The following is a 17,323-nucleotide window of genomic DNA, read 5'->3' on the forward strand; positions in this document are numbered from 1 at the left end:
CCTCCCCTCGCTTTGTAAGCAGGTATTGGATTGGACCAGATCACAAACCCCGGTAAGCGTCGGTTAACCAACGTCGCATCTTTTTTGCTGTCCCTTCTGCTGGGCCTGTGTATCCTGTTTTTGCTTGTTACCAACTGGCGTCTAAACCAGCTGCGAGAGGTTCAGTTGCAGCTGGAAAATGCCGATAATCTGTCGGTGCTGACAGAGCATCTGGCTTTGCGTCGGGGGCTGAGGGCGATTCAGGGGGAGGGTGATCCCAAGGTTGGCCAGGAACTGGTGTTCATCGATCAACTGCTTGATGAAAGGACGCTTCAGGCAGGCCGAGTCTACCGTGAAAATGCGGCAGTCCAATCGGTGCTGCGGCAGGTTCGAGATTTGACACAAAGCACCCGCCAGACCGGTGTTTCTGATCCCATTCGCGATTTCCAGCTGCATACCGAATTAATCGGTACGATTCTCGATCTGCTGAGTGAGCCGCTGATTCCGGCGGCATCCATGCTGACCGCTCGGGACGAGCAGGCACTTCGCTACATCATTCATCAAAGTAAACAATACCATGAGTTACTGGGGCAGATGCGAGGGGCGATCTCTGCCTACATGGTCAATCTTGCCCCCGATTGGGCCGCGGTAGCGCGCTCGAAAATCGAGCAGGTTGAGGAGCTAAGCCCCACTCATCATCGTAACCTTTACCGGTTGGCGGAGGATCTTCCTACCGTGACCGATCAGCTACATCGCATGGAAGATGTGGCCCTGCGAAGCGAAATCGAGCTGATCAATGCGCTAAAACGGGCTTTACGCCAGGAGTCGGACCTCGATAGTACGGAACTTTTCTACCTGGCGACCCGATTCATGGATTTAAACGGGTTTGTCGATAACGTGTTTAAGCAAGAGTTCGAGCGCCAGCTGGATGCGATGAGTGCGCGATACTATCGCGATGTGCTCTTATTAATCGCGGCTCTGGCCGCACTGATTACTGGCAAAATCGTCCTGTACACCCGAAAGCTCAACCGGGAGAAGCAAAGCACGGCGCAGCTGAACAGCACCCTGTCGATGTTCAAGCGGGCCATGGATGAGCACGCGATCATCAGTATCACGGACGCCAAAGGGGTGATCACCTATATCAATCAAAAGTTTCGTGAAGTCAGTGGGTTTGATGAATCGGAGTTGATTGGTAAAACCCATCGAGTGATTAACTCCGGCTTCCATCCCCCTGGCTTTTTTGCCGAGCTTTGGCAATCGGCCCTTGCCGGTAAGGTATGGACTAACGAGGTCTGTAATCGACGTAAGGATGGCAGCCTATATTGGGTGTCTGCCACGGTTTTTCCGCAGATGGGGGAGGACGGTAAGCTGGAATCCATCATTTCTGTGCGCACGGAGATCACCGAGCAGAAAGCGATTGAGCGACAACTTCAGGAGGAGAAGGCCAAGGCCGATCAGGCCAACCGTGCCAAGAGCCAGTTCCTGGCCAATATGAGTCATGAAATACGCACGCCGATGAACGCGGTCATCGGCTTTACTCATCTGGCCCTTAGAGACGAGTCTACTCCACATACCCGGAGTTACCTGAGCAAGATAGAGCGCGCTGCGAAAGGCCTGTTGGCGATTATCAACGACATTCTGGATCTGTCCAAAATCGAGTCGGGTAAGCTGGGGATCGAACAGACGTCGGTAAACCTGCGCGATCTGGTCGATGATGCGGTGCACAGCGTATCAATCAGAGGCGACAGACAGGAAACGGTCCCCATCCTGACCGACTGGGATGAGCGGATTCCCGAACGGGTCCGAGGCGATCCTGTTCGGGTTGGTCAAGTGCTGCTCAATCTCTTGTCCAATGCCGTCAAGTTTACCGAGCGTGGGGAGGTGCGTGTTTCCGTGCGGATGGGGGCCGAGCAGGGCGACGGGTGTATCCAGGTTTTCTTCTACGTCATCGATACCGGCATCGGCATTTCGCAGGAGCAGAAAGCAAAGCTGTTTAAACCCTTCTCCCAGGCCGATGATTCGACCACCCGGCTATATGGGGGAACCGGGCTGGGGCTCTCAATCAGTAAACAGCTCGTTGAGCTGATGGGGGGAGAGATTCAGGTTCAGTCGGCACCCGGCCAGGGTAGCTGTTTCTATTTCTCGTTGCCTTTTGAGACCGCCGGCGTTGATGCCGTTGAAGCGGAGGGAGCCCCGCAATCGACTGCTGCTGTGACGAAAAGCGCTCTGCTCGCACCGCCGCCACAGCCGGTCGAACTGACGGGTCGGCGAATCCTGGTGGTGGAAGATAATCAGATAAACCAGGAGGTGATTGCAGGGCTCTTGGCTCCCTACCAGGCGTCATTGACTCTGGCAGGTGATGGTGCTCAAGCGCTGGAGCAGCTGCGTGCCGGGTCGTTCGATCTGGTGCTAAGTGATATTCAGATGCCGGTGATGGATGGGCGCGAGTTTGCTCGCCGAGCTATTGAGGAGCTGGGTGACGCCTGTCCTCCTATTATCGCGATGACCGCACATGTCTCTGCTGAGGAGGTCAGTCTGTGTCTTGAAGCTGGGATGACGGACCATCTGGCGAAACCTATAGAGCCGAAACGCCTGGACGCGGTACTTGGCCAATGGTTGCCGGGTATGAGCGGGTCGACTGTTGACTCTGAAGCTCCGGTCTCGGATACCAGTACCACTATTGATGACGAAACCATTGATGTTAAGCGCGGACTGATGATGGTTGGAGGAGACAAGGCGTTACTGGCTGCTGCGCTCTCCGTATATGCGGATACCTATCGGCACTTCGATTTTGAGACCGAGCGCTGTGAGTCGGATGATGACCAGCGTGCGGTGCACTCGTTGAAAAGTGTCGGGGGGACGCTGGGGATGCAAGCCCTGGCTGTGGAAGCTGTTGAGCTTGAAAAGCAGCTCAAGGCCGGCAGCTTGCCAACGTCTGAGGAAGCCGATGATTTTGTCGCTTTAGTCAGACGTTGGGCGCGTGAGGCAGAACGCGTGCAGCGTGAACTGCTGGCTCAAGAGTGAGTGTCCTGATCTTTCAGAAGACGGTTCTTCGCTTCGATCCACTGCGCCATGTACTGGGTGCTCTTCATGCTATGGTGGCGCAGCATGGCTCCGGTGAAGTTAGCCAATCGGTGAGGTTCCAGATTCTCTCGTAACTGCTTGATCCGCTCAATCAAAGTCTTCTCGTGCCGGTCGATGGCAAAGCGTTCGTTGTGTAGCTCAAAACCTTGATGCTGGTAACGGGTCCACTGGCTCGCTTCGCAATAGAGTGATGCCGCGAGTGTGGCAAACTGTTCCGGCGAGTCCGCCAGGGGTTGTGGCCAGCTATCGGCCCCGTTCATCCCCTCTGCCCCGATCGATGTCGTGATTGACGGCGTGCCACAGGCCAGTGCGTCCACTAACTTGCCTTTAAGTCCGGCGCCAAAGCGCAGTGGGGCGAGGTTAACTCGAGCTTGCTGCATCACATCGTTTACGTTATCCGCCCATCCTTTGACCATAAAACCTTCTCTGGGGTTGTGGAGCTGGGTTGCTTTGGGTGGCGGGTAGGCCCCATAGATATGGAGTTCGGCCTGCGGCAGTTGCTTACGGATCAATGGCCAGATCGTCTGCTTGAGCCAGAGCATGGCATCCCAGTTGGGGGCATGGCGGAAATTGCCGATGACGATGAAGTGCTGACGTTCTTCAAATCCAGGAAGTCGTTTCTTGTGCTCGGCAGTGACCGGAGGCCGCATAAACGGAAGCTCCAGAAGCAGAGCAGGGTCAACGTTGAAGTCAGTCCTCAGGCGATCGATTTCGGCACCGGAAATCATCAGGGACAGGTCACTTCGTAGAATAGCCGCTATTTCGCGCTTGGCGTGCTCTGAAAACAGGAGCTCTAATGGCACATCCATCTGAACCTGTCCGGTTCGCTTGCAGGCCTGCTGGCGTGCATATCGTAAGCTGGCGAGATCCTCGGTGTCGAGTATGCGTACTGCATCAGGGCAGCACATTTCTACCCGCCAACCAAATTGCTCCTCCATCATGAAGCGATCAAACATCACCAGATCGGGCTGCAGTTCACGGATAAAGTCATCGAAGCTTGAGCAGTTCAGTGCGATGTTGATTTCGGAGATACCGAGGGCCGGGAGGTTGGCGCGATGCGTGCTTTTCTCGGCGGGGCTGGCAAAGGTGACCTGCCAGTTCTGGCGACGATAGGCGTCAAGCAGGGCGAGCATGCGGTATCCAGCAGCGCTGGAGGCGGGCTCTGGCCAGACATAGCCGATAACGAGGATGTTCATGATGAATCAACCAACCCAGGCATAGAGGGCGTGTTATGAGGGTGGTTATAAAGAAAGATAAAGATGGTCGGAGTGGAGGGATTCGAACCCCCGACCCTCTGGTCCCAAACCAGATGCGCTACCAAACTGCGCTACACTCCGACGGGGATGGCTCCTCGAGCTGGACTCGAACCAGCGACCAATAGATTAACAGTCTACTGCTCTACCAACTGAGCTATCGAGGAATATCCCGTTTCGGTAAGGTGGTTGGCTCCTCGAGCTGGACTCGAACCAGCGACCAATAGATTAACAGTCTACTGCTCTACCAACTGAGCTATCGAGGAACACCTCAACCGAGGACGCGTATATTAATGACCGGCCCCAGGCGCGTCAAGCGCTTACGGGAAAAGATTTTCTGTCGTGGAATTTCGTTTAATTCCTGATCAAATAATGACTTACGTAAGGGGACGCATCTCGGAATTTTGGGCCAAGCAGCCTCTAGCCTGAGGCAAAGAATCAATGAAACCGGCGGCAGCTTGTGTCTGTCGGAGCCGCTCCGCATTAAAAGATGTAACAGGGGTGTACTTTGGTCCAATAACCTAACGCCGATTCACTGCTTTAATTCATTTAAGGGGCGTGCGTTCGTACTTATATCTTATGAGTTCGCCCGACATGGAAGCTGGACCAGAGACGCGGTCGAGCCCTCAACTCAAGCAGTCGAGGTGGGTCATGTCGGACGTTATCGGTACAGTATCTTTTTTGAGTGGAACTACCATCGCCGTTGCCGGTGATGGGGTCGAACGTGAGTTGTCGCTGGGTGACGCGGTTATGATGGGCGACGTCGTCCAGGTTCGCGGCACGTCCCGAGTTGAGATCTCGCTTGAGAACGGCGAGACAGTCGCTCTGAACGGGGGGCAGGAGTGGATAGCCTCGACAGGGGCTGAAACAGCGCAGCCGTCAACTTCCGGCGATGTGATTGGCACGGTCACGTCTGTTTCGGGGCAGGTCGTTGCTGTCGCAGCGGACGGCACTGAGCGCGTGCTTCTTGCCGGTGATGTTATCCGTGCCGACGAGGTGGTTCGCACGGGGCCGGATGCGCGCATTGAGTTCGCGATGGAGTCTGGTCGTCCGGTAGTACTGGAGAACGGACAGAGCTGGCTGGCCTCGTCTGACACATACACTCCGGCTGATCAGTTCGATCCTTCAGAAGCAGTATCGGCTGAGGATTCTTTCTCCGACATCGATGCTATTCAGGCCGCAATTCTTGCCGGCCAGGACCCGACAGCGGTTGGTGAAGCCACCGCAGCGGGTGCTCCCGGAGCTGGTGCTGGCGGTGGTGCCGGCAATGAAGGCTCAAGCTTTGTTACATTAAATCGCACCGGTGAGGAGGTTGATCCGACCGCAGGTTATGGGACCAGTGGGCTTGGCGACGGGAACCTCAATACCATTAACGACGAGTCGCTCCTTGGAAATCGTGAACCGGTTGCGGCACCGGATACGTTCTCCATCGATGAAGATGCGACGTTAACAATTGTTGCGCCGGGCGTCCTTGGCAATGATTCCGATCCGGATGGTGACCCGTTGACGGTTGTTAGCTTTACCGGGACCAGCAACGGATCGGTTAGTTTGTCTCCGGATGGCACGCTTTCATATACGCCCAATCCAAATTTCAACGGCGTAGATACGCTGACTTACACGGTTGATGATGGTAACGGTGCCACCTCGTCAACCACCGTGACCATCAATGTAAATCCGGTCAACGACGAGCCCGTTGCTGTTAATGATGCATTTACCACCGACGAAGATACGGTGCTTACCGTGGCTCCTTCCGGGGTGTTGGCCAATGATAGCGACCTGGATGGCGATACGCTGACCGTATCCAGTTTCACTCAGCCTGCCAACGGCACTGTTAGCATTGGTGCCGACGGTTCTTTGCAATACACACCGAATGAAGACTTCAACGGTGTCGATACACTCAGCTACACCGTGAGCGACGGTAACGGTGGAACCGCCTCGGCAACTGTATCGATTACCGTAAACCCAATAAACGATGATCCGGATGCAGTTGATGATGCTTTCAGCACTGACGAAGATACCGCGTTAGTTATCGCTCCGGCGGGCGTGCTGGCGAATGATAGCGATGTCGATGGCGATACGCTGACAGTTACCAGCTTTACCCAACCTGCTAATGGGACTGTTTCCATCAACGGTGACGGGGCACTCGAGTATACGCCGAACGAGAATTTTAACGGTGTCGAAACACTGACCTATAGCATCAGCGATGGTAACGGCGGCACGGACACAGCCACTGTGACGATTACCGTTAACCCGGTCAATGACGACCCGGAAGCGGTGGATGATAGCTATACAACGGATGAAGATACCGCACTCTCTATCGCGCCTGCCGGCGTCCTGGCCAATGACAGCGACCTGGACGGCGATACACTGACGGTTTCCAGCTTTACTCAACCGGCGAACGGTACGGTTAGCATCGGTTCTGATGGCTCACTGCAATACACGCCGAACGCTAACTTCAACGGTGTTGATACACTGACCTATACCGTTAGTGACGGCAATGGTGGAACGGATACAGCCACCGTAGCGATCACGGTTAATCCGATTAATGATGCCCCTGATGCGGTCGATGATGCGTACACCACTGACGAAGACGTAGTGCTGACCATCGCGCCTGCCGGTGTGTTGAACAATGATAGCGATGTCGATGGTGACTCCCTGACCGTCACCAGCTTCACTCAGCCAGCTAACGGCAGTGTCCTGCTTGGCGCGAACGGCGCGCTTCAATACACTCCTGACGAAAACTTCAACGGCACCGATACGCTGACCTACACCATTAGCGATGGCAATGGTGGGAGCGATACAGCGACCGTGGCCATCACCGTAAATCCGGTTAACGATGCGCCGGAAGCGGTTGATGATGCCTACGAAGTAGCTGAAGACACGGTCTTGACCATTGTGCCTTCGGGCGTATTGGATAACGACAGTGATGAAGACGGTGACACTCTGACCGTCAGCAGCTTCACTCAGCCGGCCAATGGTTCAGTGACGGTGGGTGCCAACGGTGCACTGGAATATACGCCAGACGAAAACTTCAACGGTATCGATACGCTGACTTACACAGTCAGCGACGGTAACGGTGGAACGGACACGGCTACGGTTTCTATCACCGTTACACCGGTTAACGATTCGCCGGATGCGGTCGATGATACCTATGAAACAACTGAGGATACGCCGCTGACCGTTGTGCCGGCGGGTGTCTTGGGTAACGACAGCGACCCGGATGGTGACCCGCTGACCGTTACCGGCTTCACGCAACCGGCTAACGGTACTGTGGCGGTCGGTAGCGATGGCTCCCTGGAGTACACGCCGAATGAGAACTTCAACGGTACCGAAACCTTTTCCTACACCATCAGTGACGGTAACGGCGGCACAGACACAGCGACAGTGACTATCAATGTCGGTGTCGTCAACGACCAGCCGGATGCTGTGGATGATACGTACGATACGACCGAAGATACGCCGCTGACCATCGCACCGGTAGGTGTGCTGGGTAACGACAGTGACCCGGATGGTGATCCGTTGACTGTTACCAGCTTCACTCAACCGGCCAACGGTACGGTGACTATTGGCAGCGATGGATCTCTGCAGTACACCCCGGATGAAAATTTCAACGGTACCGATACCCTGACCTACACCATCAGCGATGGCAATGGTGGAAGCGATTCAGCGACCGTTACGATCAACGTAGCATCCGTCAACGATACGCCGGATGCGGTGGATGATAGTTACACCACTAACGAAGATACGGTTCTGACCATTGCGCCAGTTGGTGTCCTGGTAAACGACAGCGACCCGGACGGCGATACGTTGACCGTAACCAGCTTCACCCAGCCAGCCAACGGATCGGTGACAATAGGTAGTGACGGTGCGCTGCAGTACACCCCGGATCAGAATTTCAACGGCACCGATACGCTGACCTACACCATCAGTGATGGCAATGGCGGTTCGGACTCCGCGACGGTGAGTATCACTGTGACGCCGGTGAATGACGGTCCGGATGCGGTGAACGATACCTATACGACCAGCGAAGACACGGTGCTTACAATCGCACCGGCCGGTGTATTGAGTAATGACACGGACCTGGACGGCGATACGCTGATTGTTACCAGCTTCACCCAGCCCGCTAACGGCTCGGTGACAATTGGTAGTAATGGCTCGCTTCAATACACCCCGGATGCCAACTTCAACGGCACCGACACACTGACCTACACCATCAGCGACGGCAATGGCGGTAGCGACACGGCAACGGTGACTATTAATGTCACCGAGTCCAACGATACTCCGGACGCTGTAAATGATACCTACACCACCAACGAAGATACGGTGCTGAATATTGCGCCGGTGGGTGTTCTGGTCAATGACAATGACCCGGATGGGGATACATTGGCCGTTACCAGCTTCACCCAGCCCGCTAACGGCTCGGTGACAATCAGTAGCAACGGCTCGCTTCAATACACCCCGGATGCCAATTTTAACGGCACCGATACGCTGACCTATACCATCAGTGACGGCAACGGTGGTTCCGATACGGCTACCGTTACAATCATTGTGAATCCGGTAAATGATGCACCTGATGCCGTTAGTGACAGCTATACAACCGGCGAAGATACGACGTTGACGATCGCTGCGGCGGGTATCCTGGGCAACGACAGTGATCCTGATGGGGATACACTGACCGTGTCCAGCTACACGCAGCCGGCCAACGGTTCAGTATCCATCGGTAGCAACGGGTCGCTTCAATATACCCCGGATGCCAACTTTAACGGCACCGACACACTGACCTATACCATCAGCGATGGCAATGGCGGTAGCGACACGGCGACGGTGACTATTACCGTTAACCCAAGTAATGATGGACCCGATGCGGTTAATGACAACTACACCACCCAAGAAGATACTGCACTGATCATCGAGCCGGTCGGCGTGTTGATCAATGACAGCGACCCCGATGGGGATAATCTGACGGTGACCAGTTTCACTCAGCCGGGCAACGGTTCAGTGACCGTGGGTAGCAACGGTTCTTTGCAGTACACGCCGGATGCTAACTACAACGGTAGTGATAGCTTTACTTATACCATCAGCGACGGGAACGGCGGCACCGATACTGCCACCGTTAATATCAATGTAACGCCGATCAATGACCTGCCTACGGCCGTTAGCGATGAATACTCCACAACGGAAGACACACCTCTGAGTGCAAGCTCGGTATTCACCCGCGTCGATGGTGGCGAAAACCTTGACGATCATGATGTTGAAGACAGTCCGAGCCAGTTCACGATTGTTGGAATTCGTCAGGACGCCAACGATTTAAGTGGTGGCAGCTCTCAGCAGGATCCATCGTCCCTGACGTTGTTTACCAATGGCGGTGGCACCGTGGTGATGAACATTGCGGATGGCACCTTCACCTACGATCCTGCCGCTAACTTCAACGGGACTGACAGCTTCCAGTACCAGATGCAGGACAGCGATGGCGGCCAGAGTAACTGGGCGACCGTGACGCTGAATGTGGGTGCGGAGAATGACCTGCCGGTGGCCGTGGACGATAGCTACAGCTTGAGCGAAGATGGCAGCCTCTCTGCCAGCTCCGTGTTCAGCAAGGTTGATAGCGGTGAAAGCCAGGACGACCACGATGTGGAAGATACGGCGTCTGACTTCACCATCGTGGGTATCCGTCAGGACGGCCAGGACAGCACCGGTGGTGCGTTGAACCAGGCTGAGACCACGCTGACGCTGACCACCGATGGCGGTGGCACCGTGGTGATGAACATTGCGGATGGCACCTTCACCTACGATCCTGCCGCTAACTTCAACGGCACTGACAGCTTCCAGTATCAGATGCAGGACAGCGATGGAGGCCAGAGTAACTGGGCAACCGTGACGCTGAATGTGGGGTCGGTCAATGATCTCCCTGAGTTTGGAGAGATGTCTTCATTGCTGGTTGATGAGGACGATCTACTGCTTACGCCGGTAGATGAAGCCACCGATAGTGGGACTGTAACGGTAACTGATCTAGATGGTGATTCGGTCAGCGTTAACTTTGCATCCAGCCAGACTTTGCCCTCGGGATTGAAGACAGCTTCGGGTGATACGGTGAGCTTTGATGCTTCACAGAGTACCAGCACCAAGCTTGTCGCTGTGGATGAGAGTAACAAAACCGTCTTTACCGTGACCCTTTCTTCAACCAGCACAGGGGCTACCACGACCAGCGCTGCCTATGTATTTACGCTCTATCAGGCCCTGATGCACTCGGGTGATGGCGAGGCCAGCAGTACGGATATCGGGTTGTCCTTCACGCTGGAAGCGGATGATGGCAACACACCCAGCGGTTCGCTGCCGACAACGACATTGACCGTTGATGTGAATGACGATGTGCCGGCAGTGCTGAATACATCGGATGCTCAGATTAGTGAAGCGTTGAACGCCAGTGTAACCGGAGACCTGGAAGTCAGCTTCGGGGCGGATGGTTTTGGATCGCTGGTGTTCAGCACTAATGTGACGACGACCCGCTCCGACACCGGTGCAACGGTTGAGTTGAAATCGGGTGGTGAAACACTGACCTGGTCACTGCAGGATACCAATAATGATGGTGTCGATGAGCTTGTAGGATCCAATAGCCAGGGAGCCGTCGTTACTGTCGAAGCATTACTCGACACTGACCAGTATGAAGTCACCCTGGATCAGCTATTGGATCCGATACAGGAGCAAGTGGACTTTGAGTGGCTGGCTGAGTCGGTTAGCCAGCCAACAGGCCCGCTGTCTGCTTTCGATATTGAGGATAACCAGGGAGATATTGTCGCTCGGCTTGTTGATTACAACGGTGGTACGGTCAACGGTAGCTCCGATGGGTTTGGCGTGGATGGCAACACCATTCAGGCGAACTCCAATGAAGTGATGAAAGTGGATTTCCTGGGGGCCAAGATAACGAGTGCAAGCGTGTCGTTGTTAGAGAAGTCGACCGATGCGGTTATAGAAGTAAAAGCGTTTGATAGCGATAACAACCAAGTGGGTAGTACCTATACGGTAGATTTTTCGACTATCACTGCAGGAACTCACGAGGCTACAGTTGCGGCATCGGGTGGGGATACCATCAGCTATCTGACTGTCGCCGGGATAAATGGCAACTCAAAGGTTATCGGCGTTTCGGCAGATGGGTACACAGACGTGGACGTCGAAGGGGTGGACCTGGGTATCAGTGGCCATATCACCGACGCCGATGGTGACTATGCAACACCGGTAGCTTCCTCTGAGTTTGATATGGATGTGACCGTTCTGTTGGATAACAATACCAACCCGGCTGAGTAAAAGTGCCAAAGAAAACCCCCTTCAAGTTAACTTGAAGGGGGTTTTTAGTGTCCGCAATTCACTTGGCAATGCGTCTCTGCAAATCGGTCCAAAGCCCTAGCTTTCCTGAACTCCCCACGCGTTGACCCGTGCCCCTTTCTTTGGCCAGCCAAAGCCCATCGCCATTAAAGCTATAGACCGGAACCAGGTCTTTGCGTTGATTCGCCGGAAGAATCTGTGGATTCAGGTTGTCCAGTACCAACGGTATTGAGCGAGGCTCGGGGAAATAGGTCAGCACCATATGGGCCTCGCCCCAGTTCAGCGCCTTGACATACATAATCCGCATGCGGTCATCGGGGATACCCAATTCCCGCAGCGTGAAGTACTTGGCGATCGCGTAGTCTTCACAGTCGCCGCCATAGGTAGTGAGCTTCTCAAACGGTGTGGCCCAGTAATCTTTCACCTTCCAGTGAACAATATCGGTGTAGTAAGGGATGAGGTTGAAAAAGTCATTTACCTCTTTAACCTTCTCCGCTTCGCTCAGGTTTTGATTGGACTCAACCAGGTTTTTAAGTGCGTTGAGTCGCAATACGGCCCCTTTGCCGAACTTAGCTTCAACCCGGTTTAGCAGCCCGGGGCTGAACTCCACCAGGTTGCTTGCGACCGCGGACTGACATAGCGCCGAAGCGGCGACTAGCCAGCAGGACAGGGTCAGTGCCCGGGCGAGGTGTATCAGGCCCTTCATGAGTGCACTCCGTTACCGGCTTGCCGCTGTCAGGCCGATTTCCCGGATCGCTTCGTAGTCGGCGTCCGACTCGACTGCTTCGGCCAGTACGTTAACGTTAAGCAGATCGCCGAGCTCTTTCATCGCTTCCACAAGACGCCGTTTCTCGGAGTCACTGCTGATATGCTCGGTATAGATCCGTGCCAGACGGATGTAGTCCAGTTTGAACGATTTAAGGTCGTTCATCGGGATGAACCGGCTTTCAAAGCGTTTGAGAATAACCTTGGCCCCGGCGCGGTGGGCGAACTCGATGAAGCTGGCGAACGCCGGCATGTTCCGGGTCGCGCCATAGGCCGTCACACTGAAGACCAAGTGAGCGGCTTGCGCTGGATGCTCATGAAGCAAAGCGTAGACCTGGCGACGGAACTCGTTATCGGCCAATGTCGTGAACGAAAGGTTGACGGCTATATCCTGGGCCACATTATCAACCCGGATACGCTCCAGAACCTGTTTCACAATATGCAGGTCAAACTCAACGATGCGTCCCAGTGTTTCGGCTACGGAGATAAAGGTGCCGATCGGTAACGCTTCTCCATCAGAATCGAAGACCTTGGACATCGCTTCTTCAATGATGAGTTTGTCCTCGTTCCTGGAGGCAAGTGAATAAGCCTGCATACCGTAATCGATTCTGACATGTTTGTTGTCGACGATCTCGGCGACCAGTTTTTTCCACTCATCCATACTGCGCGTGTTAGCGCTGTACTCGGTGATGGCAAAACTGTTCTGGCCTATCAGACGGGCTTTTTCGTAGGCTTCCGTCGCTGCAGATACAAGAGCGGCGGTAGTGCCCTGCGGATCAAAGGCGACGCCGCCGATATGCGCGACATTTTCTCGATCATACTGTTTGCCCAGCTGGGCAAGGCGACTAAGAATTTTCTCGCACAGAGCTTCTGCACTTTTTTGGTCAGCCGAGTCGGAAATCAGAATGAACTCCGAACCCACGATTCGGTATAGAAACTGCCCATTGGCACTTTGATCCTCGAGCCCCGCCCGAATCTGCTGGACGAATTCGCGGATAAATGTATCGACACGCTCGGAGCTGTTCTTTGCCGCCAGTTCGCCCAGCTCATGGATGCGGATGATGAACACATAGCCCTGCTGCCGGGACATGAAGCGTTCTTTCATCTCTGTTTCGAAGGTACTGCGGGTTTCCAGACCGGTCAGCTCGTCAACGCGCAGTCGCTTGCCGGTCGCTTCGAGTTTCTGGTTGAGGCCGGTGATAACCCTCTCAATCTTGTTGGACATCAGGTTCATGGCGTGGGCGACGGTTTTTATCTCCGTAGTCCAAGGCAGCTTTTCTATGGTCTCGAAACGGCCATCGGCGATGCTCAGGGCCTGGCTTTCAATGCGCTTAAGCGGTCGCAGGACCAGGCGGATCAGAAGGAACAGGATGCCGATAAAGATCGCCAGCGCTATGCAGGCAAAGATCAATGACTCGCGGGCCTGTTGCCAGAGCTTAAGATAACCAAGGCCCGGGTGGATGGTGACGTGTACTTCGCCGCCCACAACCCAGCCGGCGTCGATTTCAGAGCTGGCGGTAACCGTTTGCATGGGTAGCAGATCAGTAAACCAGGTGGGTACGTCGTCAAAGGATTTGGGGTTGGTGCGCTGGACTAAAGTGTCGCCATCAATATTCTCCAGCCGGATCTCCAGATAGTATCCCCGGTCAAAAATGGTGTTCACCATCGTTGAAAGAATGGTGTCGTCCTGATCGAGAATGTAGGGGCTGAGCGAAAGCCCAAGGGATGTGGCCGTATCCTGGGCGTGTACCTCTGACTCGACCTGCAGGTAGTCGCGTATATTGCTGAGGCTCGTGTAGAAGTTGATCGCAAAGATAGCGAGGAACATGGCCGATACGAGCAACAGCAGCTGCTTCGCCAGTGTCATCGATTGACTCCCTTCTCGATAATAAGCGCCAAAATTCGTAAAGGGAGTCTGATGAGCTCAGGCTAGCCTGCCAGCCAAGCTGTTTGATAGGGCTGAAGCTCCAGCGTTCCCATCCGGTCATTGTAGACCTGATCGCTGAGAAGGTCGCGCCATTCCTCGTTATGGGGCAGGTTAATTGCCGATAGCGAAACCGATTGAGAGTGGTCCGTAATATTGCTGATGGCAAAAATATGCTGGTTTCCGTCCAGGCTCTGACGCCAGAGTGCCACGATGGCATCGCCGAGCTGCAGCGTGAATTGCGGCCCGTTGGGGTGAAATGCCGGTTGCGACCGGCGCAGTGCAATCAGTTTTCGGAGGCGGCTCAACACCTGTGCATGATTATTGAGCGGGTCGGCCAACGCGGATTCCAGCTCGTCGCTGTCCCACTGGTGCCGGTTGATTGCACGATTATGCTGTGACAGCTCCACCCGACGGTAATCGTTTTCGGTACTCAGAAGACTGTGGATGTAAAACGCAGGAATGCCCTCCATGGCCAGCATGATGGCATGGGCGCAAATAAAGCGCTCGATCTGCCAGCTGTCTTCCCCCTGGAGAGTGCCTCGCATGGCGTCGAACAGGGCCACATTGATCTCGTAGGGACGCACTTGCCCGGTAGCGAGGGAACGCCAGGATATTTTGGCGCCGAACTGTTCCAGAGCCCTGACCATCTGGTTGACCTCGTGTTCGTTGAGCAGTCCTTCCACCGGACGCAGGCCGATGCCATCGTGTGAGGCGATAAAGTTAAGATAACAGGTACCCTGCTGAGTGGGAGGCATACCCATCAGCCAGGTTCGGATCGCGCTGCTGTTACCGGTCAGCAGGGTATTAACCAGTAACGGGGGGAGCGAAAAATTGTAGATACTGTGCGCTTCGTTGGCGTTACCGAAGTAGGAGAGGTTCTCCTGATTGGGAATGTTGGTTTCGGTAATGATGATTGAGCCCGGTTTGGCGTGTTCGACCAATAAGCGCAGCAGGCGGATGACTTCGTGGGTTTCCGGCAGGTTGATACAGGGCGTGCCCAGCTCTTTCCAGAGAAAGGCCACTGCATCCAGGCGAATGATGCGCACGCCGTGATCGAGATACTTGCGCAGAATGCCGACAAACTCCAGAAGCACCGCTGGGTTGCTGAAATCCAGGTCAACCTGATCGTGGCTGAAAGTGCACCAGACGTAGCGGGTGCCGTTGAGGGTTTCCACTTCCTTGAGCAGCGGTGAGGTGCGAGGGCGCACGACCTGGCTGATATCGTCTTCAGGCGATGCGAGGCGGAAGTAATCACGGCCCGGCTCCCGGTCTGCCTTGAAATTTTCGAACCAGAGGCTGCGGCTGGAGCAGTGGTTGATCACCAGATCCGCCATCAGATCAAATTCGCTGGCGATCGCTTCGATATCACGCCACTCACCGAGGCCGTCATTCACCTCCACATAGTTGATTACCGAGAAGCCATCATCTGAGCTCCACGGAAAGAAGGGAAGGATATGAACAGCGCTTATGGTGTCTCTGAGGTGCTTATGCAGAAAGCCTTTGAGTGTGGCTAGTGGTTTCTCCTTCTCATTCAGTATGCTGTCACCGTAGCTGATCAGTAGCGTGGTGCCTTCGTCCCAGAGGTTTTCATGAGGGGGAGGCGCACAGCATCCGGCGTCAAGCCCCATACGCTCAACCACCTGGTCGGTGAGAAGGTCGTTGCTACCCCTGGGGTAGATGGCGTCCAGGTGAGCATGGATGCGTTGTTTCAGCTGTACCAGCTCGGTGGCGCTCATGCAGAAAACTCCTGTGTATCTGCCTCCACGGCTTCAATCAGGCGCTCGAAGATATCGGGTACCGCGCTGCTGACCCGGTTCCAGCTGGGGATAAACGGAGTTTCCATGGGTTTGCTGAGGAAGTCTTCGCCGGCGCGCATCACGTTGCGAGCGAACATCTCCACCGCCAGCTCCTCATTGTGAATATCGAACTCCAGGCCATTGATCAACGCGTCGTTGCGATAGGTCTCCACAAAATCCAGCGCGATGCGGAAGTAGGTGGCTTTGAGTGTCCTGAACAGCTCCTGGTTAAATACCACGCCCTGAGTTGCGAGCTTGCGGAACATCGATTTACTGATGTCGATCGACATCTTGGAGAGACCGGCTTCCGCGTTTTCCGCCGACATGGGTTGATGCTTGTGGTCGTAGGTCTGGGCGATATCCACCTGGCAGATTCGATTGTGGCTGTAGTTACGGTTCATTTCCGACAGCATACCCACTTCCAGCCCCCAGTCGCTGGGAATTCGGATGTCATTGATGACGTCGCGGCGGAACGAAAACTCCCCGGCCAGCGGGTAACGAAATGAGTCCATGAACTCCAGGTATTCCGTGGGCCCGAACACTTTCTTCAAAGCACGTATCAAGGGTGTCACCAGCAGGCGGCTGACACGACCGTTGATGCGGCCATCGGCAACACGGGCGTAATACCCTTTGCAGAACTCGTAGTTGAAACTGGGGTTGGCGACAGGATAGATCAGCCGGGCCAGCAGGCCCCGGTCGTAGGTCAGGATATCGCAGTCGTGCAGGGCGACCGACTCGGCGCGGCCGGTGGCCAGTACATAGCCCAGGCAATACCAGACGTTTCGACCCTTGCCCGGCTCCCGGGGTGCCAGATCCAGTTCGCTCAGGCAGCGATCGATCTCCCTGAGCCTGGGGCCGTCGTTCCAGAGCACGCGGTGGTGCTGAGGCAAGCGGTTAAAGAATGAGAGCGCGCTGCGGTATTGCGCCTCATCGGCGCGGTCCAGGCCGATGACTATCTCGTTGAGATAGGGAACCTTGCAGAGATCATCCAGTATTTTCGGTAGCGCCGGACCTTCCAACTCCGAGTAGAGCGAAGGCAGGACCAGCGACATGGGGCGCTGCTTGCCATAGCGCGTCAGCTCCGACTCCATCTCGCCCAGCGGACGGTCGCAAAGGTTATGGAGCGTTGTTATTACACCGTTTTGATAAAAATCGCCCATGGTTCTCTCCTGTCAGGCGGGGGATGACAGTCTGACCCC

At 55.0% G+C, this 17,323-nt stretch carries 7 protein-coding genes and 3 tRNA genes; 2 read left to right on the forward strand and 8 right to left on the reverse strand.

Annotated features, from left to right (window positions below):
• Positions 1–30 precede the first annotated feature (30 nt).
• Positions 31–3,003 carry a PAS domain-containing hybrid sensor histidine kinase/response regulator gene (locus G403_RS24245; protein ID WP_051298306.1) on the forward strand — a complete coding sequence of 991 codons (2,973 nt, stop codon included), beginning with the start codon at positions 31–33 and terminating at the stop codon, positions 3,001–3,003.
• Here G403_RS24245 and G403_RS0100715 read toward each other — a convergent pair.
• The 4 genes from G403_RS0100715 to G403_RS0100730 all read right to left on the reverse strand — a co-directional run bounded on the left by G403_RS0100715 (position 2,994) and on the right by G403_RS0100730 (position 4,582).
• Positions 2,994–4,259, reverse strand: coding sequence for a glycosyltransferase (locus G403_RS0100715; protein WP_027852296.1), 1,266 nt, complete (start codon positions 4,257–4,259; stop codon positions 2,994–2,996). The two genes, G403_RS24245 and G403_RS0100715, sit on opposite strands and share 10 nt — an antisense overlap.
• Before the next feature lie 64 nt (positions 4,260–4,323).
• Positions 4,324–4,400, reverse strand: a tRNA-Pro gene (locus G403_RS0100720).
• 7 nt (positions 4,401–4,407) lie between these two features.
• Positions 4,408–4,483, reverse strand: a tRNA-Asn gene (locus tag G403_RS0100725).
• A 23-nt stretch (positions 4,484–4,506) separates the two neighbouring features.
• Positions 4,507–4,582: transfer RNA gene (locus G403_RS0100730), tRNA-Asn, on the reverse strand.
• 385 nt (positions 4,583–4,967) lie between these two features.
• Between G403_RS0100730 and G403_RS21650 the strand changes: the two genes are divergently transcribed.
• Positions 4,968–11,618 carry a retention module-containing protein gene (locus G403_RS21650; RefSeq protein ID WP_027852297.1) on the forward strand — a complete coding sequence of 2,217 codons (6,651 nt, stop codon included), beginning with the start codon at positions 4,968–4,970 and terminating at the stop codon, positions 11,616–11,618.
• Positions 11,619–11,676: 58 nt separating this feature from the next.
• Here G403_RS21650 and G403_RS0100740 read toward each other — a convergent pair whose 3' ends face one another.
• From G403_RS0100740 to G403_RS0100755, 4 genes are all read right to left on the reverse strand, one after another.
• A complete protein-coding gene (locus G403_RS0100740) occupies positions 11,677–12,342 on the reverse strand; it encodes a transglutaminase-like cysteine peptidase (protein WP_027852298.1) in 666 nt (221 codons plus the stop codon).
• A gap of 12 nt (positions 12,343–12,354) precedes the next feature.
• The gene (locus tag G403_RS0100745; protein WP_027852299.1) at positions 12,355–14,268 is read right to left on the reverse strand and encodes a bifunctional diguanylate cyclase/phosphodiesterase; all 1,914 of its coding nucleotides are present in this window, start codon (positions 14,266–14,268) and stop codon (positions 12,355–12,357) included.
• Positions 14,269–14,330: 62 nt separating this feature from the next.
• Positions 14,331–16,064 (reverse strand): sugar phosphorylase, encoded by a 1,734-nt coding sequence (locus G403_RS0100750; RefSeq protein WP_027852300.1) that lies wholly within the window; start codon positions 16,062–16,064, stop codon positions 14,331–14,333.
• Positions 16,061–17,284 carry a glycosyltransferase family protein gene (locus tag G403_RS0100755; RefSeq protein ID WP_027852301.1) on the reverse strand — a complete coding sequence of 408 codons (1,224 nt, stop codon included), beginning with the start codon at positions 17,282–17,284 and terminating at the stop codon, positions 16,061–16,063. Before G403_RS0100755 ends, G403_RS0100750 begins: the two co-directional genes overlap by 4 nt.
• Positions 17,285–17,323 lie beyond the last annotated feature (39 nt).

Source organism: Marinobacterium litorale DSM 23545, assembly GCF_000428985.1.
GTDB lineage: Bacteria > Pseudomonadota > Gammaproteobacteria > Pseudomonadales > Balneatricaceae > Marinobacterium_D > Marinobacterium_D litorale.